16 protein-coding genes and 1 other annotated feature are annotated in these 19892 nt (G+C 42.3%); of the genes, 5 read left to right on the top strand and 11 right to left on the bottom strand.

The features are described from left to right. Positions 1–26: 26 nt before the first annotated feature. Both refZ and LOR49_RS02855 read right to left on the bottom strand, forming a co-directional pair. On the bottom strand, positions 27–692 hold the full coding sequence (gene refZ / locus LOR49_RS02860; protein WP_240374599.1) for a forespore capture DNA-binding protein RefZ: 666 nt from the start codon (positions 690–692) through the stop codon (positions 27–29). Positions 693–827: 135 nt separating this feature from the next. After that, positions 828–2243 carry a sensor domain-containing diguanylate cyclase gene (locus tag LOR49_RS02855; protein WP_240374598.1) on the bottom strand — a complete coding sequence of 472 codons (1416 nt, stop codon included), beginning with the start codon at positions 2241–2243 and terminating at the stop codon, positions 828–830. Between the two features lie 389 nt (positions 2244–2632). On the opposite strand from LOR49_RS02855, the gene rpsD reads away from it, so the two are divergent. Continuing rightward, on the top strand, positions 2633–3235 hold the full coding sequence (gene rpsD, locus LOR49_RS02850) for a 30S ribosomal protein S4 (RefSeq protein WP_240374597.1): 603 nt from the start codon (positions 2633–2635) through the stop codon (positions 3233–3235). A gap of 94 nt (positions 3236–3329) precedes the next feature. Here the strand turns inward: rpsD and tyrS are convergent, their stop codons facing one another. Next, entirely contained in the window at positions 3330–4601 is a 1272-nt protein-coding gene (gene tyrS, locus LOR49_RS02845; protein ID WP_240374596.1) for a tyrosine--tRNA ligase, read from the bottom strand. Positions 4602–4677: 76 nt separating this feature from the next. Further along, positions 4678–4910, bottom strand: a binding site (T-box leader). A gap of 108 nt (positions 4911–5018) precedes the next feature. On the opposite strand from tyrS, the gene LOR49_RS02840 reads away from it, so the two are divergent. Then, complete coding sequence (locus LOR49_RS02840) at positions 5019–7994, top strand: transglycosylase domain-containing protein (protein WP_240374595.1); 2976 nt, start codon at positions 5019–5021, stop codon at positions 7992–7994. Between the two features lie 554 nt (positions 7995–8548). Here LOR49_RS02840 and acsA read toward each other — a convergent pair. Continuing rightward, positions 8549–10267 (bottom strand): acetate--CoA ligase, encoded by a 1719-nt coding sequence (gene acsA, locus LOR49_RS02835; protein ID WP_240374593.1) that lies wholly within the window; start codon positions 10265–10267, stop codon positions 8549–8551. Between the two features lie 313 nt (positions 10268–10580). Between acsA and LOR49_RS02830 the strand changes: the two genes are divergently transcribed. The 3 genes from LOR49_RS02830 to LOR49_RS02820 are packed head-to-tail and all read left to right on the top strand — an operon-like array spanning position 10581 to position 13034. After that, entirely contained in the window at positions 10581–11213 is a 633-nt protein-coding gene (locus tag LOR49_RS02830) for a GNAT family N-acetyltransferase (RefSeq protein ID WP_240374592.1), read from the top strand. Positions 11214–11232: 19 nt separating this feature from the next. Further along, positions 11233–11880, top strand: coding sequence for an acetoin utilization AcuB family protein (locus LOR49_RS02825; protein ID WP_240374591.1), 648 nt, complete (start codon positions 11233–11235; stop codon positions 11878–11880). Continuing rightward, positions 11877–13034: an acetoin utilization protein AcuC gene (locus LOR49_RS02820; protein WP_240374590.1), complete on the top strand. Its 1158-nt coding sequence runs from the start codon at positions 11877–11879 to the stop codon at positions 13032–13034. The genes LOR49_RS02825 and LOR49_RS02820 overlap by 4 nt, the downstream gene beginning before the upstream one ends. Positions 13035–13124: 90 nt before the next feature. Here the strand turns inward: LOR49_RS02820 and motS are convergent, their stop codons facing one another. From motS to murC, 7 genes are all read right to left on the bottom strand, one after another. Next, positions 13125–13898: a flagellar motor protein MotS gene (gene motS, locus LOR49_RS02815; protein WP_240374589.1), complete on the bottom strand. Its 774-nt coding sequence runs from the start codon at positions 13896–13898 to the stop codon at positions 13125–13127. Then, the gene (gene motP, locus LOR49_RS02810) at positions 13885–14697 is read right to left on the bottom strand and encodes a flagellar motor protein MotP (protein WP_240374588.1); all 813 of its coding nucleotides are present in this window, start codon (positions 14695–14697) and stop codon (positions 13885–13887) included. The genes motS and motP overlap by 14 nt, the downstream gene beginning before the upstream one ends. Before the next feature lie 65 nt (positions 14698–14762). Continuing rightward, complete coding sequence (gene ccpA, locus LOR49_RS02805; protein ID WP_240374587.1) at positions 14763–15764, bottom strand: catabolite control protein A; 1002 nt, start codon at positions 15762–15764, stop codon at positions 14763–14765. A 178-nt stretch (positions 15765–15942) separates the two neighbouring features. Then, entirely contained in the window at positions 15943–17019 is a 1077-nt protein-coding gene (locus LOR49_RS02800; RefSeq protein WP_240374586.1) for a bifunctional 3-deoxy-7-phosphoheptulonate synthase/chorismate mutase, read from the bottom strand. A gap of 252 nt (positions 17020–17271) precedes the next feature. Continuing rightward, the gene (locus LOR49_RS02795) at positions 17272–17709 is read right to left on the bottom strand and encodes a YtxH domain-containing protein (protein WP_240374584.1); all 438 of its coding nucleotides are present in this window, start codon (positions 17707–17709) and stop codon (positions 17272–17274) included. Between the two features lie 4 nt (positions 17710–17713). Continuing rightward, positions 17714–18166 (bottom strand): DUF948 domain-containing protein, encoded by a 453-nt coding sequence (locus LOR49_RS02790; RefSeq protein WP_240374583.1) that lies wholly within the window; start codon positions 18164–18166, stop codon positions 17714–17716. A gap of 214 nt (positions 18167–18380) precedes the next feature. After that, entirely contained in the window at positions 18381–19685 is a 1305-nt protein-coding gene (gene murC / locus LOR49_RS02785; RefSeq protein ID WP_240374582.1) for a UDP-N-acetylmuramate--L-alanine ligase, read from the bottom strand. Between the last annotated feature and the right edge of the window lie 207 nt (positions 19686–19892).

Here is a 19892-nt window from a genome sequence, read left to right as displayed (position 1 = left end):
TAACTTGCCCAAGCGTCGATGTTGGATTAGCTTTGGATGACGTTTCGCTCCCTGTACGGCGACATAAAAACATCCGACTGCTCCTGCGTAAGCATTATCTTGGACGCCCACACGCTTAGCTCCTTAATATAAATCGATATAAAGCGGTTATGCTGTGGATGAAGCTGAAATACTTCACGTACATACTGATGATGTAAAAAAGGCATCGTGACCATCCCTCGAAATTGCATGATCGTCCAATTTATTGGAAGGCGCTCTAATGTGCCTTCCTGCATCCCTTTTTTCAAGACAATCGTATACAAATGTTTCTCTTTCATCAAATAAGTGCTGGTGATTTCCCGAATCAACGTAGAATCAAGTGTCATTTCTCGCAGAACGAACCGTGCCCGCAAATGCTGTTCCTTCATATATTGCAAACTTCTTTCTGCCATCGCCATCAGCTTTATAAACGTATCAGCATGTGTTTCTTTTACAGCACTCTCTAATTCTTGCAAGTATCCCTCAAGAAATCCAACCATCAAAGCCTCTAGTAGTCCCTGTTTTCCTCCAAAATAATAAGAAATCAAGGATAGGTTGACTTCTGCTTTCGATGCAATTTCCCTAACCGTCGTCCCGTGAAATCCTTTATTTGTAAACAAAACGGTCGCAGCTTCTAACATTTTATCCTTCGTATTCCCGGCGTTGTTCAACATTATCGCCTCCTTTAAAACGTAGAAACCTTTTATTAATAGATTCCTTATCCCCCTCCTTAATTCCTTGTCAAAAATATCGACATTAACGTATAGATTTCGTCTTATTTTTCACGAAAAAAAGATCTCTCTTTTCATTTAAGAGAAATCTTTAGGAATACCTTTATACAGCACTTGATTTTTTCCTTGGTTTTTTGCCTCATACATTGCCTGGTCTGCATCCCGGAACAGGGAACTGAGTGTTTGGTCTCTCTCTTTCTCCCAGCATGCCACTCCGCAAGACATTGTTACCCTTGGCCGAGTACATGCCGCAACCTTTTCAGAAATCCGGCGCGCTACCATTTCCCCAGCGTCTGGCAAGCAATTCGGCAAATATACTGCAAGTTCTTCTCCTCCCCATCTCGCTGCAATATCATGGCAACGAATATTCGCTTGAATAATCCCGCTTACTTGGATAATGATTTGATCTCCGGTTTGATGTCCAAATGTATCGTTCACTTCTTTGAAATCATCAATATCAAATAATAAAAGTGTACCTACACTATCTGTGGCGAGAGCTTCGTTGATACATTCTTCAAGGTAATGACGGGAGTATAAGCCTGTCAATTGGTCGGTAATAACCATTTTTTCCAGCCTTTCGTGCAAAGCAGCATTCATAAATGCAAGTGTAGAGTGTTCAACGAGTGACTGAAGAAGCTTGAACTGATGAAAGGTGAATGCCCGAGGTTCTTTACCTAGTATAATAACCGAGCCTTTCAACTTGCCGCTCTGCATCATTGGAACAGCGATCAGTGAATGATAGCCTGTAAATGTATATTCAGGGCGGCAAGTCAATTCACTGATAAAAAAAGCATCCCCCTTCATTTCAAAATGTTTTGATATTTTTAGCGCTGCTTCGAAGTTCTTTGTCTCTTTTAAAAAAGGGTCATTTAAATCCTGCACCTTAGCCGTTTCGTCTAACAGCACAAATACAACTTTTCCATGCGGGACGATTTTATTAATTTGTATCCTCATACTATTAATAATTTCATCAATTCTTAAATGAGAATTCAAGAGACGGGATGTCTCATTTAGAAGCTGAAGATCTTTAACAAGAGTTCTCGACTGCTCATATAGCTCTCTATTTTCGAGAGCATTTCCACCAAGATCTGCAAGTGCTATGATAAACTCTTGCTCCAGTTCAGAGCTCATGACCGGATACGTGCCTAAAATCTGCAAAACACCATAAACACCTTGTCTTCCCCGAAGCGGAACGTATAAAACAGCAGTACCGGGCTCACTAGTTTCCTCAAATTGAACAGTGCCCGTTACATAGGTTTTTTGTATTTGGTCATGTATGTTTTCAAAGCCATACATGAAATTGACGCCAGGGAGATCATTTTTCACTTCCCAATCCTGTGAAAGATGAAGCGTTATCAAACTAGAAGGAAATGCTTCTTGCAGAACAAAAATAATCTCTTTGACTACATCACTGGCATGCATAGAGATATGAAACTTTTTGGTTACACGCATTAACAAATCGATACGTTCCGTTTGTTCTTCCCTGGCATCCATTATTTCACCACCGAATCGTATTATAGAACTATTTTTTTTATTAGATTGTCACTTTCATACCTTCGGCGCATGCCTTTTATACGTATCATTATAAACTATATTCACAAAAATTTCCTTAACAATTTTATAATTTCGACTGTCAGCGGGTTTCAGTTGACTTACCAACTAGTAAAATATATAATGATCTTTGTGTGAAAAGACAGCCTGGACAAACTTGATGTGTGATTTTCATTTTGTTCCTCAACCCGCGGCTGATCCATGGTTGAAGGTGTACTGTGTAACCTCTAGCTGTCGAGGCGAAGGTGCATGAAAACAAAATGCTCGTGTCAGGAGATTGTCATTGTTGTTCTCTTTTCAAACTAATCTAATATAAAAAGGAGGGATCTTGTATGGCACGCTATACAGGACCATCTTGGAAAAAATCACGCCGCTTCGGTATTTCTCTTAGCGGTACGGGAAAAGAATTAGAAAAACGCCCTTATGCACCGGGTGAACATGGACCGACTCAACGGAAAAAGCTATCTGAATACGGCCTTCAGCTTCAAGAGAAACAGAAGCTTCGTTTCATGTACGGCTTGAATGAACGACAATTCCGTCGCACTTTTGAACAAGCCGGGAAAATGGGAGGCGTTCATGGTGAGAACTTTATGATCTTGCTTGAATCCCGCCTTGACAACCTCGTTTACCGTCTTGGTCTTGCACGGACGCGCCGCGCTGCACGTCAACTTGTCACACATGGACACGTAACAGTTGATGGCGGACGCGTTGATATTCCATCTTACCGCGTGAAGCCAAATCAAACAATCGGTCTTCGTGAGAAGTCTCGCAACCTTTCTGCTGTGAAAGAGGCTATTGAAGTAAACAACTTCACTCCAGAATACTTGACACTCGATGAAGATAAGCTTGAAGGAACGTACAACCGTTATCCAGAACGTTCCGAGTTACCTTCTGAGATTTCCGAAGCGCTTATTGTTGAGTATTACTCTCGTTAATCTTTTTAAACTAAAAGAAGAACCGGCTCTTCCCATAGAATGGGGGCCGGTTCTTCTTTTTTTTTATTCGAATGGGCAAACTGTTCAATACTCCCTAGTACTGGATGAGAAAATATTTCTTCTTGCCTCGGCGAATAATCGTAAAGGCATTATCAATCTTATCCTCATTTCCCATTGTTTTTTCAAGCGTTTGACAACGTTCTCCGTTTATATAAATAGCTCCATTACGAATATCTTCCCGGGCTTGGCGTTTGGAGGAGGCAATACCGGCATCGACTAGTACATCGACTAGCGGTTTCGCGTCTTCATTAACGACATGAGTCGGTACGTCTTTAAAACCTTGCTTCACTTCCTCTGCAGTAAGTTCTTTTAAATCACCACCGCCAAATAATGCGTCTGTAATATTTTGAGCTTGTTTTAAAGCATCATTTCCGTGAACAAAGGCGGTCAATTCCTCAGCGAGGCGCCGCTGCGCTACACGTTCCTCCGGTTGAGTCTCCACTTCTTTTTCCAGTGACTGGATTTCTTCTTCATCCAGGAATGTAAAGTATTTTATAAATTTAATGACGTCGCGATCGTCGGTGTTTAAAAGGAATTGATAAAATTCGTAAGGCGACGTCTTGTCAGGGTCAAGCCAAATAGCCCCGCCTTCTGTTTTCCCGAACTTTGTACCGTCCGCTTTTGTCACGAGTGGGATGGTGAACCCAAAAGCACGCGGCGGCTCTCCCTCTACCCCGCCACTCATTCGGCGAATAAGCTCCAGACCTCCAGTAATATTACCCCACTGGTCACTCCCGCCAATTTGAAGCTGACAGCCTTTCTCCTCGTACAGATGGTGAAAGTCAAATGACTGCAAAATTTGATAACTGAACTCCGTAAAAGAAATACCGGAATCGATGCGTGATGAAACAGCTTCTTTTGACAACATATAGTTCAGGCCAAAATGCTTCCCTACATCACGTAAAAAGGAGATGACACTCATATTGCCAATCCAATCATAGTTGTTGACAACTTCCGCTTTCTTGTCCCCTTCAAAATCTAAGTATTTTTGCAGTTGGCCTTTTATACGGTCCCTGTACATATGCACAACTTCTTCTTCGTTTAACGTCCGTTCTGCTTTTTTGCCGCTCGGGTCTCCAATCAGTCCGGTAGCACCGCCCACAAGAGCAAGTGGTTTATGACCAGCGAGTTGAAACCTTCTTAATGTAATAATGGTAAGTAGATGGCCGATATGCAAGCTGTCTCCTGTCGGATCAAAGCCACAGTACAAGGTTACTTGCTTTTCATCTAACAAAGATTCCAATCCATCTCTATCTGTAACCTGATTAATTAAACCTCGCGATTCAAGTTCCTGAATAATTCCCATGTTAAGACACTCCTTCTTTTGTTTACATACAGTTCTTGCTATAAACAACCTAATAAAAACGCCCCTTCACGTAACGTGAAGGGACGATATATATACCGCGGTACCACCCTTATTGAAAGCTATTACTTTCCATCTCGCTTACGGATAACGGGATCCCCCGTCTTCCCATTATCAAGGTATTCTTCTATACCTTAACCCAGGAAGAAGCTCCAGATCGTAATTCACTTTTTTTCTATGTACCGGCTTGCAGCACCGCCGGCTCTCTAAAACAGGGAGAAAAAAGCTACTTCAATCCTTCAACGCTCTAAGTTATGTTATTGCAATCTTATATATCTTTTATCATATTCTCTAGAAACCTGTCAACAAGCCATCGTTCGTTATGCTATAATATCGGTGACATGTAGGGGGAATAATGGTATGAAAGACTTTTTTAATAAACTGAATCGCAAAGTTGAAAAATGGGGAGAAAAATCGGTTTTCAAAAATATACGCATAACATCCCAAGTAATCTGGAACCTTTTACTTATTGGTTCTGTGGCCCTCTTGATGGGAATATTTTTTGCTGGAGGGGCAGGGGCTGGATATTTTATGTCCCTCGTAGAAGATCAGGAGGCTTATAGTAAAGAAGAGTTTGAAGAGCATATTTATAACTATGAGGAAATTAGCGATATTTATTTTGCTGACAAAAAATATTTAGGCAAGATTCCTGCTGATCTGGAACGAGAAGAACTTCCATTGGAGGACATTTCCGAACACCTTATTAACGCGGTGATCTCTACAGAGGACGAATATTTCTTTGAACATAAAGGCATCGTACCGAAAGCGCTTATGCGTGCTACATACCAGGAAGTCACAGATGCAGCTACTCAGACAGGCGGAAGCACCTTAACCCAGCAAGTGATCAAGAACCAGATTTTAACGAATGAGGTCTCCTTTGAACGAAAAGCAAAAGAAATTGCCCTGGCACTTCGAATGGAACAATTTCTTGAAAAAGATGAAATTCTGGAAGCTTATTTGAATATTGTTCCGTTTGGGCGTAATTCAGACGGTCGTAATATAGCCGGTGCACAATCAGCGGCAGAAGGAATTTTTGGCGTAAACGCTTCAGACTTAAATATCGCCCAGGCTGCCTTTATTGCAGGCCTTCCAAAAAATCCTTTTACCTACACCCCGTTTGCCAATAATGGAGACGTGAAAGAAAATTTTGATGCAGCTCTTAACCGAAAAGATTATATCCTTCGTAATATGCTTGAAAACAATTATATTACGAAAGAGGAGTACGAAGAAGCCGCTGCATACGACATAAAAGAACATCTCGCAGAGCCATCAGGCAGTGTTGTAGAAAAATACCCTTTTCTTACATTCGAAACCCAACGTCGTGCTGCTCGCATTATTAGAGAAGATCTTATGAAAGAAGATGGCATTAAATTAAATGAGTTAAAAAAGGAAGAGCAGCAGCAAACAATTGAAGAATATGATGCACGGGCACGCAACAAATTAGCACTGGGAGGATATAATGTCCATCTCACAGTCAAAAAAGAAATCTATGATGCCATGCAGGAGTCCGTAAAGAGTTCACAGTGGTTTGGCCCTGACCGCCAAGGTGATAATGGAACCGAACAAGAGGAAACAGGAGCCATTATGATCGAAAATAGCAGTGGAGCCATTTTAAGCTTTGTCGGCGGGAGAGATTTTGATGTCCAGAATTTAAATCACGCTACGCAGGCTTATCGGCAAAATGGCTCTACGATGAAACCTTTACTCGCCTACGGTCCTGCTATGGATGAAGGTATTGTTCAGCCCGGCACCGTTCTTCCTGATGTCCCCAGTACTTATAGTGATGGCACACCTTTTACGAATTATGGCGGTGTGTACAAGGGGTTTGTCAGTGTGCGGCAAGCACTAAAAGAATCTAGAAACGTGCCTGCCGTTCGAACATTCCAGCGTGTTGATCACGACGTCTCCAGGCAGGCTCTTGAAAAAATGGGTTTTACAAGGCTAGACCCTAATGAACCATTTGAATCGGGTGCCATTGGCGGTTTAAAGTACGGGACTACTGTCGAGCAAAATACCAATGCCTTTACCGTGTTTGGAAACCACGGTCAGTACAATAGATCTTATATGATTGATAAAATAGAAACAAAAGATGGAAAAGTTGTTTACGAGCATAAAACGGATCCAAATCAAGTTTTCTCGACTCAGACTGCCTTTCTTATGACAGACGTTTTACGTGATGTGTTAAAACCTGGAGGAACAGCAGGCGCGCTTCCGGGAAGGATGCAGTTTGGAGGAGACTGGGCCGGTAAAACCGGTACTACCAATGACACGCATGACTCTTGGTTTATTGGGTTCAATCCAAATGTGACGTTTGGAATTTGGATTGGGTATGACACCCCGCAAACAGTTGCTAATTATTATAAAGGGTTAAGTTACGGGGCACGAACACAGCAAATTTGGGCCGAGATGATGAATGCGGCCTATCAATCAAATGCTGAAGTTTTCGGCATTGAAGACCAATTTAAACAACCGGAAGGAATTGTCCGTCAGACCATTTGTGGTATATCTGGAAAACTGCCCAGCTCATTATGTGCAGAAGCTGGTCTTACAACAACCGATTACTTTAATGCCAAATATATACCTTCCCAAGTGGATGACAGTTTAACCCCTTCACCTTTTGTAACTATTAATGGAGCTCAGTACAAAGCTTACAGCTCCACCCCTGCTGAGTTTGTTCATACGGGGGTTGCCATTAAAGAAAAGTATTTTAGCGTAGGGGCAGTAAGTGAATACTTACCTGATCATTGGAGAAACGTTGTTCCAGACCGGAGCGCTCCTAATAATGGCCGTGTTCCTTCACAAGTTACGGGGGTCTCTTATTACAACGGGATATTATCATGGGCAAAACATCCTGATAATGATATTGTTGGTTATCGGGTTTATCGGGTTGATGGAACGAGATTGCGTTCGGTCGCCGGAAATACGTCCACCTCTGTTTCAATACCTAGCGGCAGTTATTTTGTTACTGCGGTTGATTCTATGGGCAGAGAATCGACTAGTTCCGGAGCTGCTCTCGTCGAAAATCCTGAGCCTCAGGAACCTGCTGTAGAAGAAGATCCTGAACCAGAGGAACAGAACAACGACAATAGTGGAGGTTCTGAGCAGGATAACAACAATACCGATAACTCTTCGTCCCCTTCTGATGACGGAAACCAAAACGACAATTCGAATAAGAATCCTAACAAGGATAGCAACAACAGTGAAGGCAGTAATAACGATAAGAAACCAAATGAAAACAACGGCAACAGCTCTAGTAAAGAAAACAACGGTAATGGAAACAATGGTAATAAAAATAACAACAACGGCAAAAATCAAAAAAAGAAAGAAGACAGTTAGATCAACAAGAAGGGCGTGCCACCTTCTACACCAAGAGCTGAGACAAATCTACCACCCGTTACTGAAAAGTCGAACAATAAGTTTGTGAGTTTAAGTGTAGTCAAAATACGAAGACCCCTGCGGGAACAGCACGAGCCGAAGATTATCCAACCAAGACGAAGGAACAAAGGCGAGCTGCTGCTAAATGCGTGCACGTTTGCAGTGGTTCTTCTGCTAAAATTGCGAACGTCCTGCGCCTGCGGTTACTCGGCGCAAAAATAGCAAAGAAGTTATTCTCTTTAGTGTTCTTGTTCGCAATGCAGAAGCCAGCACGTCGTGTGCAAGTACGTCCTGTGGCAAACCCTTTGTGACTAACATCCTGTTGGTCCGAGGCCGTGCCCGTGGAAAGCGAAGTATTTTGACGGAACGACGTCAGCAAGTACTGACTTAACCTAATAATCCGAACTGATTGTATCCAATCGTTCGGATTATTCTGTGATTACTATACTTTTGTCCGGCTCCATCTGTTTGAGCAAAAAAAGCTGCCCCTTAGGACAGCTTTTTTGTATGTTCTATTAATCCTCCATGGTAGAGAGATCTCCTGTTGGTAAATCCAGTTCCCAAGCTTTCAAGACACGTCGCATAATCTTACCGCTGCGTGTTTTAGGCAGCTTATCGCGAAATTCAATTTCCCGAGGTGCTGCATGCCCTGCAAGTCCCTTCTTTACAAATTGGCGAATGTCTTCTTTTAGTTCATCTGAAGGCTCATTTCCTTCTAGAAGAGAAACGAATGCTTTAATAATTTCGCCACGGACGGGGTCTGGCTTTCCGATTACCCCAGCTTCAGCTACAGCAGGATGTTCCAACAACTTGCTCTCCACTTCGAACGGGCCGACACGTTCACCAGCTGTCATAATCACATCATCAATACGTCCTTGGAACCATACATAGCCATCCTCATCCATATACGCTGAATCACCTGAAACATACCAGCCGTCTAATTCAAAATAGCTGTCATACTTTTCTTTGTTGTTCCATATCGCTCTCATCATTGCAGGCCAGCCTTTAGCAATTGCCAAATTCCCCATTCGATTTGGCGGCAATTCGTTTCCTTGATCATCTACAATGGCTACCTTAATCCCAGGCAGTGCTTTCCCCATGGAGCCCGCTTTAATAGTCACCGCCGGGAAGTTTGCCACGATCAGCGCGCCTGTTTCCGTCATCCACCAAGTGTCATGAATCCGCAGGTCAAATACTTTCTCTCCCCAACGAATGACCTCTGGGTTTAGAGGTTCACCTACACTTAAAATGTGACGGAGATTAGATAAATCGTAATTTTTTACGACCTCGTCCCCTGCGCTCATTAACATCCGGAATGCTGTCGGGGCACTGTACCAAACGGTCACCTTATACTCTTCCAATGTGCTGTACCAGTCTTGGGGACTAAAACGTCCGCCGCGAACGACATTAGTCGCTCCGACCAGCCACGGACCAAAGATACCGTATGATGTCCCTGTCACCCACCCTGGATCAGCTGTACACCAGAATACATCGTTCTCATTCAGATCCAGCACCCATTTAGCGGATTGGTATTGCTGGATCATTACGTTGTGGACATGCAAAACACCTTTAGGCTTCCCTGTAGAGCCAGACGTATAATGCAGGATCATTCCATCTTCCCGATCAACCCATTCTATCTCAAGGTCGGAGCTCGCCTTTTCTACACGTGCATTAAAATCAATCGTGCTGTCGTCTTCTTTAACGTCCTTGCCGACAACAAAAAGCGTGTCCAGATGAGGCAGATCATCTACTGGGACACGCCCCAATAATTCGGTTGTTGTGACGATTGCTTTTGCTTCACTGTCTTCAAGCCGGCTTTTAACTGCGCCTTCCATAAACGCTTCAAAAAGCGGACCGACAATGGCTCCCACTTTTACAGCTCCTAACAGAGCAAAATACAACTCTGGACTACGTGGCATAAAAATAAAAACCCGATCCCCTTTTTGAATGCCGGCATCTTTGATAACGTTCGCTGCTTTATTCGTCATGTCTTTCATTTCAGCAAATGTATATGTTTCAGTTCGATTTGCATCTTTATAATGTAATGCTACTTGATTCTTTTTTTTCGGGTTCTCGGCATGGCGATCAATCGTCTCATACGCTATGTTAACTTTACCTGTGTCATGCCAGGTAAATTTCTTTTCCACTTCGCTCCAATCAAAGTTTGAAGCCGTTTGCTCATAATTCTTTAGATTATAATCTCCATCACGCGGTGGAAGTGATTCAACCTTCATATACGACCTTCCTTTCTATTATGTAAATTTTGTTCTAAGTGCCATTATAATATACTGAGAATTTTTCTTCAATTGAATCAATTTCAGAAGTGTTTATTTAGTTGATAAAAACGAACAACAATATAAATAAATTACCAAACGTTCAGTTTTAATGAAAATTATGAATTTTACTCCAATCAAGAATATGCTTCTCAAAATTGGTAACACATTATGATAAAGTAGAAGAGAGTATTGTATTTGTCTTCGCTGTTTTCGGGAATGTTGTATAGGGAACATGAGCTGAACGTAAGAACTAGCAAAAGGTGGTACTTGCATGGAACATAAACAAACTTATTATTCAAGAAGTTTGGAATTTGATGGTCGAAGCCTCTTCATAGAAGGCCCCATTTCCGGCAGAAAAATTCACGATTATGATTTTCACGAAGGACTCGTCGCCTTCCGGCCACCCGAAGAACAGAAAAAAGCATTAATAGGAATTGCCGACCTTCCTGAAGGCCGAATCAATGTGGTCGTTGATGGAAATACAATCATCGGTTATGTAACATTTCTGTATCCTGATTCACTGGAACGATGGTCAGAAGCAAACATGGACAACCTTTTGGAACTGGGGGCAATTGAGATTGCCCGAGAATACAGAGGAGCGAAAATCGGCAAAAAAATACTGGAATTTTCTATGCTTGATGATGCGATGGAAGATTATATTATCATAACGACAGAGTATTATTGGCACTGGGACTTAAAAGGAAGTGGATTGTCCGTTTGGGATTACAGAAAAATGATGGAAAAAATGATGAACGCCGGGGGCCTTGAGTGGATGGCAACCGATGATCCGGAAATATCTTCTCATCCTGCAAATTGTCTGATGGTACGTATCGGCAATCGTGTGGATCCCGATTCGATTGTACAATTTGATGCTGTCCGCTTATCCAATCGTTTTTTCTATTAACTGAAAAGGAGTGCTGTGTATGCTTGTTGAAGACATTATGATTAAGCAACCAGTAACTATTACAGAAGAACAAACGATACAAGAAGCATTAGAACTGCTCCACCAAAATAAAATCCGCCACCTCCCTGTAATAAAGGAGGACAAAACGTTAATCGGTATTGTCTCTGATCGGGATATTCGTGATGCTAGCCCCTCTATTTTTTATTTAGACGACAATAATGAAAGTCTTCTCCACCCTGTCTCAAGAATCATGAAATACCCAGTGATTACAACTCATCCATTGGATTTTATTGAGGAGGCAGCTGTTCTGTATGGGGAGAACGACATAAGCGCTCTTCCAGTGGTCACAGAAGACGATCAATTAAGGGGATTGCTTACCGAAACTGATGTATTGCACACCCTTGTTAAATTGACAGGCGCACATGAGCCTTCTTCACATATTGAAGTGAAAGTCCCGAACAAGCCTGGACAATTAGCCGATATCTCCACTATCTTTAAGGAGCATCACGTGAACGTAACCAGCCTGCTAGTCTATCCGCACAGTGATCAGGGTTGGAATATTCTTACATTCCGAGTACGCACGATGGATCCGCGCAGCATCATTAAACATATACAATCGAAAGGCTACGAAGTGCAGGGACCCCGCTTCCCAGGGTTACAACAATGAGACAAGATGCTATTTTTGTGTACTCGGAAAAACAACTTAACTATAAGTTCAATGACGACCATCCTTTTAATCATTTGCGACTTCATTTAACGTATGACCTTTTACGGATGGCTGGAGCTCTCCCTCTATCCTCCGTGTCACCGCCACGAGTTGCGACGGATGAAGAGATTGGGCTAATTCATGACAGAAACTATATTAACGCAGTGAAAGCAGCTGGGGAAAATAAATTAGATGAAGCGATTGCCCACAGCTACGGGATTGGAACGGAGGACACTCCTACTTTCCCGCATATGCACGAAGCAGCTGCATCGCTCGTAGGCGGGACACTCACAGCGGTTGATATGGTGATGGAAGGAAAAAGCGAACATGCACTTAATCTTGGTGGTGGGCTTCATCATGGTTTTCGTGGAAAAGCTTCGGGGTTTTGTGTCTATAATGACAGCTCGATAGCGATTGAATATATGCGCAGGAAGTATGGAGTCAGAGTATTGTATGTAGATACAGACGCTCACCACGGCGACGGGGTTCAATGGTCATTCTATGATGAGCCGAGTGTTTGTACTTTTTCTATTCATGAAACAGGCCGGTACCTTTTTCCTGGTACTGGAAGTGTACATGAAAAAGGTGCTGGAAAAGGATATGGACTTTCTATAAACATTCCAGTTGACGCCTTCACGGAGGATGATTCTTTTCTGGAATGTTACGAAACAGCTTTCAAGGAATTAGTCGAATTCTATAAGCCAGATGTTATCTTTACCCAAAATGGGGCCGATGCTCATTATTATGATCCGTTAACCCATCTGGCGGTATCTATTCAGACTTACATGAAAATTCCTCAGATTGCTCATGAGCTTGCTCATAAGTACTGCAATGGAAAGTGGATTGCTGTTGGCGGAGGTGGTTATGATATGTGGAGAGTTGTCCCTAGAGCATGGGGGCTGGTTTGGCTAGCAATGACGAATCAAACACATATACTAAAGAAGCCGATCCCCAAAGCTTGGATAGAAAAATGGGAAGACGTGCCAGACACTGACCTTCCTGTAGATTGGACCGACCCCGCGGTTCCTCCAGTTCCACGTCGTGCCGAAATTCAAGAGAAAAATCTCAGAACCCTCGAAAAAGCGTTGTATCATATTAGATTAGAGCAAGGGTAGAAGATTTCCTTCAAACCTTAAAAGGCTGTTCCAAAAAGGTTTTAAACCAACCTTTTTGGAACAGCCCTTATGAATTAGTTGCCCTTTCGCTTATAGATCACCAGCAGCGTCTGTTAATTCTTCCTCAAATTCCGGACTGGAGATCACGATTACAACACGCCGGTTTTTTCCTAAGTTGTCTTCCGTGTCGTTCGGAGCGACAGGCCTAGTTTCCCCATACCCTGTGGCAATAAATCTCTTTGGATCTAAATCGTATTCTTCCGTCAGATAACGAATGACACTTCCAGCTCTGGCTCCGGAAAGCTCCCAATTAGAGGGATAACGGAATGTTGAGATCGGCCGGTCATCCGTGTGTCCTTCTACTTTCACCACATTAGAGAGTGTCTTTAGCAGCGCCCCCACTTTATTTAAAAAGGGCTCAGCATCTTGTAAAATATCCGCTTCTCCTGTCTCGAACAATATTTGTTCCTGCAAGACGAGGACTACTCCGCGCTCATCTCTTGTCGCTGAAATATTTTCGTTAAGATTATTTTCTGCTAAGTATTCCTCAACTTCTTGCAGTAAATCATCCAATTCCTCTTGTTTCAGCTGTCCTTCATCCACTTCGTTTAACTCGTTGAGCGACCCGTCCTTTTCCTCAGAGCCGACATTATTAGCAGGGTTTTCAAATTCAATAATAGAAGGGAGGCTGTTAAACATATCCCTGTTTTGAAAAGAATCAGCAAGTGCTTGAAACTTTTTGGCGTCTATAGCAGACATAGAAAACAACATCACAAAGAATACCAAAATTAATAAAATCATATCGGAAAAAGTGACCATCCACTTTTGGGAATTTTTTTGAGGCTTTTGTTTATTGCGCCTCATTTACTAATTCCTCCGTTTCCTTTATCATTTCTTCTTTTTTGTTTTTCTTGGCAAATGCACTCAGTTTTTCTTCCAAGATCTTTGGGTTTTGTCCTGACTGAACACCAATTACACCTTCTACCACTATTTGCTTAACAAATACTTCATTTTCGGTTTTCTGTTCTAATTTGCTGGCAATCGGCAGAAAAATTAAGTTTGCAAGCACTGTACCATACAACGTTGTAATGAGAGCTAATGCCATGTTGGGCCCCAGTGAAGTCGGATCTTGTAACTCTTGCAGCATAAGCACAAGACCAATAAGCGTACCGACCATTCCCCATGATGGTGCATATTCTCCTGCTTTTTCATATAACAAACGTCCTTTTTGGTGCCGCTCTTCCATTGCTACTACTTCGGCCATCATAATGTCTTTGATAACATCAGGCTCAATCCCGTCTACAGCAAGCATGACACCCTTTTTAATAAACGGATCATCTACCTCTTCTAAACCAGCTTCCAAAGCAAGTAAGCCTTCTCTGCGCGCTTTTGTTGCAAGGGTTACGAACGTATCAATTAACTGAGTAAGATTATGTTCTTCATAATGAAAGGCTTCGCGTGTGACCCGTGGCAGCAGCTTTATTTCCTGAATGGAAAAATTTATTAATAAGGCAGCTGCCAAGCCTCCAACGACGATGAGAAATGAGGCGATCTGCACGAAAAATATAACCGACCCCATATCCGCATTAATAAACACGGCAAACAACATAGTCACCAGACCGAGGATGATTCCGACAGGCGTTAGTAAATCTAATTTTTTCATAGGCAGTCTTAACTCCCTCTGCTAAAAATTTTCCCTAAACTGACAAAGAGAGATGAGCTGTTGCTTTAAAATTTGGTTGAATCCCGATATTCCAAGCGATGAGGGAGAACCACAATCTTATTCTCTACTTCCTCTTTGTTCATATATTTTGTTAACAGCCGCATCGACACGGCCCCTATGTCATACATCGGCTGCACGACGGTAGTCAGTCTTGGCCGCACCATCGTTGCTAGCCGTGTATTGTTAAAACCAATAACTTGTACATCATCCGGTACTAAGGTACCCTCGTCCTGCATTCCGTGAATGACGCCCAGTGCCATTTCATCTGTAGCGGTAAATATAGCAGTCGGTGGGGCGTCCAGTTTTCTTAATGCCTGTACTGCTTCAATGCCGGAACTGTAAGTGTAGTCCCCCAAGGCAACCAGTTTTTCATCAAATGGCAGTCCGCCCGCTTCCAATGCTTTTTTATAACCGCTAAACTTTTGGTATCCATTTAATGGATCTTCTATCGACCCAGATACCATGCCAATCCGCGAATGGCCGGCTTTAACAAACTCCATCACCGCATCGAATGCGCCTTGATGATAGTCTATGTTTACGGAAGGAAGCGATTGATTTTTATCAAGAGTCGCTGCTAGTACAACCGGAACAGGTGATTGCTTAAAATGATTTACATGTTCGTCTGTAACTTCACTGCCCATAAACAAGATACCATCTACTTGTTTTTCCAAAAGTGTATTGATCAAATGGATCTCTTTATCCTTGTTTTGGTCAGAGTTTGATAAGATAATGTTGTATTTATACATCGTTGCGATATCCTCAATCCCGCGCGCCAACTCCGCAAAAAAGGTACGGGAAATGTCTGGAATAATAACCCCAACTGTCGTTGTCTTTTTACTTGCCAGTCCTCTTGCTACTGCGTTAGGACGATATCCTAATTGTTCTATAGCCTCCAGGACCTTTTTTCTCGTCGTTGGTTTTACATTGGGATTGCCGTTTACTACACGTGAAACGGTTGCCATTGATACTCCTGCTTCTCTTGCTACGTCATATATAGTTGCACTCACTGGATTGCCTCCTCTTTTTTCCTTTCATTTGTTTTCATACGTATAGAGCTATCATATTATAACTGGAGGAGGTTCCGCAATTCCCTTCCTTAGTTATATCGGCGTGATCGTAAGTTTTTGCATAGATTTTCACAAGAAAAACGCCTTCTTTGAATAAGAAAGGCGTTTTACGGTTCTCTTATCGTTTATACAATCCAGCTTCACGAAGAGATTCAACAAACTCATTAAACTGTGGTATATTCATTTGCTGTGCTGAATCAGACAAGGCGACTGCCGGGTCTGGATGCACCTCTGCCATTATAGCATCAGCGCCAATAGCAAGCGCTGCTTTAGCTGCCGGAAGCAGCAAATCCCGGCGGCCGGTAGAGTGCGTTACATCTACAAGAACTGGAAGGTGTGTTTCCTGCTTTAAAATAGGGACTGCAGAAATATCAAGAGTGTTCCGAGTTGCTTTTTCATACGTTCGAATGCCACGCTCACAGAGCATAATATTCTCATTGCCTTTTGCAATAATGTACTCTGCTGCCTTAATGAATTCATCAATTGTTGCTGACAGGCCTCGTTTCAAGAGTACAGGCTTATCCGAAGCCCCAGACTCTTTTAACAAATCGAAGTTCTGCATATTACGTGCACCTATTTGAATGACATCAATATACTCAGTGGCCATTTCAATATCCTGCGGATTCATCACTTCACTAATGACTACCATATCCAGCTCATCCGCTACACGACGCAAAATTTCTAAGCCTTCCACGCCGAGTCCTTGGAAGTCATAAGGCGAGGTCCGGGGTTTAAAGGCACCACCGCGCAGCAGGCGCATACCTTGTTCTTTCATTGCCGACGCTACTTCGTAAACTTGATCGTAGCTTTCCACCGAGCAAGGCCCGATAATCATACGTTGCGTGCCGTCTCCTACGGTTTCACCTTTTAAGTCTACTATCGTATCTTCCGCCTTTTTCTTTCTTGAGACAAGAAGCGCTTTACGATTGTCATCTTCTTGAAGCTCTAAGCTCAGCTGAAAAATTTGTTTAAATAGATGCTGTAAAGTAGACGTAGAAAACGGGCCATTATTGTTTTCAGCTATCATATCAAGCATCTTTCTTTCACGGACTGGATCAAATCGTTTTTGTCCGGCCTTGCTTTTCACTTGGCCGATTTCCTGAGCTATCCTGCCTCGCTCATTAACCAACTCTAATAATTGTAAATTAACCCTGTCTAGTTGTTCCCGTAATGCTTCAAGCTGTTCATTACTCAATATTCTCCACTCCTCTCGTACGATTCCCATATCTTTCTCTTAAAAACAAGAAAACTTATTTTTATGATTAGGGACTATTATATACGAAGTTATTCATAATGTCACCCTCTCCACTTTAATAATTAAACGCTTTTAAGTGATAAAGTAAAAAACCCTATAATGAAAGGCCTTTTTTGGGTGACAAAAAATAAACCGCCCGCAAAAAAACATACGGACGGTCTCATCTGAAATTACAAAGAGGTCACACACGCTTTATTCGCGAGTTGCTCCTTCTTCCGTTGAAGCATGCAACTGTCTAACATCACTTTCTACTGACTCAGCCATAGCGGAAGTTTCAGCTGCACCTAAATCATTCGACAATTCATCAGCCAGTTCATCTGCCGTTTTCTCATCATCGTCCTGTCTTTTTGCAACTTCTTTCACACGTCCATACCATTTGTTCGACTGCTCTGAAACATTCTTAGCCAGTGACGAAGATTTTTCTTTTGCAAAGGAGGCCCACTCAGAACCTTTCTCATAAGCATCAGAAGTAAATTCACTTGTTCGTTCACGAGCTGTCTGTGCTCCCTCTGTAATATCACTGCGGAGTTCTCTTCCAGATTTAGGGGCAAGCAACAGTGCAGCAGACGCACCAACTATGCCTCCAATTAATGAGCCAATAAAGAAATCTTTCGTATTCATTTCTGACATGCGATCACCCTCCAGTATAAGACTTTACTTCTTTAGGTCTTTCCGTTTCTGTCTTTCTCTTCTGCCATTTTCCATATAAATCAATGGCTGCGTTTCCCCACTGCATTACTTGGGCAACTTGTTCAGATTGCTGTCTTGATTGGCGGGCTGCCGTTTCAGACATTTCTCGAAAAGAGCGGCTGACAGATTGAAGGGAATTCCCCACATCTTGAAGGGACGCAAATAAACCGTTCAATGATTCGGTCTTGTGTTGGATGTCCTCCACTATGTTATTCGTTCTGTGCATGACCTGTTCGGATTCATTAGTAATACCTTGAATTTGTTCTTCAAAACGTTTTAGGGTTTCCGCAACATCATTCATCGCTCCGGTAGCTGTTTTTAATGTTTTAATGATGTAGATAATCAATACAGCAATTGAAACAGCAACAATTAGAGCACTAATATAAACGAGTTCCATTGGACGGTTCCACCTCCTATTTTGGTTAGTCCACCATCAATCACATACCACTCTTTCTTCTGTCTGAAACACATTTTTCAAAGAACGGACTTGTCCTTTTAAAATCCCATAACGGAATCTTCGATAAAACACGTAACAAATCCTGCTGGTTGTTTAAAAAAGATACAATGAAGCCGAAAATAAAAGCCCCTTATCCAAGAAAGGGGCGAGAAAGTTAGCTCTCTTGCTGTGTTTGTTCATAGGCCTCTTGAAACTTTTGAATATCACCAGCCCCCATAAACAATAATACGCCATCTTTGTATGCAGCCAGATCTGCTACTTCTTTGTCTTTTATACAATGAGCACCTGGTATCTTGTTTTGCAAATCTTCTATAGTCAGTGCCCCTTGCTGCTCTCTTGCAGAACTGAAAATATCGCACAGATAGACATGATCTGCTCTTTGCAGGCTTGTAGCAAATCCATCGAGAAATGCCTCTGTTCTAGAAAAAGTATGCGGTTGAAACACTGCAACGATTTCACGATTAGGGTACTTTTGCTGAGCGGCTTCTATTGTCGCTTCAATTTCGACAGGGTGATGAGCATAATCATCGATCAATACTTGGCTTTGCAGTTGTTTTTCTGAAAAACGGCGCTTTACTCCTTGAAAGTTAGCTAACTGTTCTTTCACGACAGAAACAGGCACATCTTCATAATGACAGAGAGTAATCACACCTAATGCATTCAGTACATTATGCCTGCCATAACCCGGTATCGTAAACGTTTCAAAACGATCTCCGCGGATGAGTACATCAAATGTTGTTCCGTTTTCCGTGACTTTAATATTTTCCGCATTGAAATCATATTTTCCATCTAAGCCATAATACATAATAGGTACTGGTGCATTTAACGTTTGTAAATGTTCATCGTCCCCGCAGGCTACGATCCCCTTTTTAACTTGATGGGCCATTTCCTCGAAAGCAGAAACTACATCCCCCATATCTTGAAAATAGTCAGGATGATCATAATCAATATTTGTGATAATAGCATAGTCAGGTTCATAGTTTAGAAAATGGCGTCTGTACTCACAAGCTTCGAAGGCAAAGAAAGAGCTGTTTTCTTCTCCCTTCCCTGTTCCATCTCCTATCAAATAGGAAGTAGGTCTGTAGGCACCGAGTACATGGGCTAACAATCCTGTTGTGGATGTTTTCCCGTGAGATCCCGTCACTGCTATCGATGTGAATTGCTCCAGAAACTTCCCAAGAAAATATGGGTAACGGTACACGGGGATACCTAATTCATTGGCTCTTTTCACTTCTTCATTGTCATCCCCATAGGCGGCAGAGGCAATGACCGTATGTTCTTCATGAATGTTCGCCTTTTGAAAAGGAAGTATAGGAATTCCCTTCTTTTCTAACGGTACCTGTGTAAAAAACCGCTTATCCACATCAGAACCTTGGACAGCAAAGTTCATATCATGGAGAATCTGAGCCAGCGCACTCATTCCTGATCCTTTTATGCCTATAAAATGATAGGTAGTCATAATTATGGCCCTCCATCTTATCCTACTGTCCGTCCTGCTTGGCGAAACAAGCATCAAACGGACTAGAAACCTTTAAGTTTCCAAAGGTTTATGTACTATTTTGCACGTTTTTTTATTATATCAGAAATGACAACCTGCTCCAATAAGGCTTAACAATAGCTGGTGCACTTCCATTTTCCGGATAAGGCGGGCTGCTTCTTCTTGATA

Source organism: Bacillus piscicola (assembly GCF_022458745.1).
Lineage (GTDB): Bacteria > Bacillota > Bacilli > Bacillales > Marinococcaceae > Alteribacillus_A > Alteribacillus_A piscicola.
This window is presented reverse-complemented; position numbering and strand designations above follow the sequence as displayed.

Excerpts from the sequence above, each read along its gene's own strand:
- LOR49_RS02855 (WP_240374598.1), bottom strand. The coding sequence starts at position 2,243 with ATGGATGCCAGGGAAGAACAAACGGAACGTATCGATTTGTTAATGCGT.
- LOR49_RS02790 (WP_240374583.1), bottom strand. The coding sequence starts at position 18,166 with ATGGAACTCGTTTATATTAGTGCTCTAATTGTTGCTGTTTCAATTGCT.
- tyrS (WP_240374596.1), bottom strand. The coding sequence starts at position 4,601 with ATGGGAATTATTCAGGAACTTGAATCGCGAGGTTTAATTAATCAGGTT.
- motS (WP_240374589.1), bottom strand. The coding sequence starts at position 13,898 with ATGAGGCGCAATAAACAAAAGCCTCAAAAAAATTCCCAAAAGTGGATG.
- acsA (WP_240374593.1), bottom strand. The coding sequence starts at position 10,267 with ATGAAGGTTGAATCACTTCCACCGCGTGATGGAGATTATAATCTAAAG.
- LOR49_RS02825 (WP_240374591.1), top strand. The coding sequence starts at position 11,233 with ATGCTTGTTGAAGACATTATGATTAAGCAACCAGTAACTATTACAGAA.
- murC (WP_240374582.1), bottom strand. The coding sequence starts at position 19,685 with ATGACTACCTATCATTTTATAGGCATAAAAGGATCAGGAATGAGTGCG.
- LOR49_RS02795 (WP_240374584.1), bottom strand. The coding sequence starts at position 17,709 with ATGTCAGAAATGAATACGAAAGATTTCTTTATTGGCTCATTAATTGGA.
- LOR49_RS02830 (WP_240374592.1), top strand. The coding sequence starts at position 10,581 with ATGGAACATAAACAAACTTATTATTCAAGAAGTTTGGAATTTGATGGT.
- motP (WP_240374588.1), bottom strand. The coding sequence starts at position 14,697 with ATGAAAAAATTAGATTTACTAACGCCTGTCGGAATCATCCTCGGTCTG.
- LOR49_RS02840 (WP_240374595.1), top strand. The coding sequence starts at position 5,019 with ATGAAAGACTTTTTTAATAAACTGAATCGCAAAGTTGAAAAATGGGGA.
- LOR49_RS02820 (WP_240374590.1), top strand. The coding sequence starts at position 11,877 with ATGAGACAAGATGCTATTTTTGTGTACTCGGAAAAACAACTTAACTAT.
- refZ (WP_240374599.1), bottom strand. The coding sequence starts at position 692 with ATGTTGAACAACGCCGGGAATACGAAGGATAAAATGTTAGAAGCTGCG.
- rpsD (WP_240374597.1), top strand. The coding sequence starts at position 2,633 with ATGGCACGCTATACAGGACCATCTTGGAAAAAATCACGCCGCTTCGGT.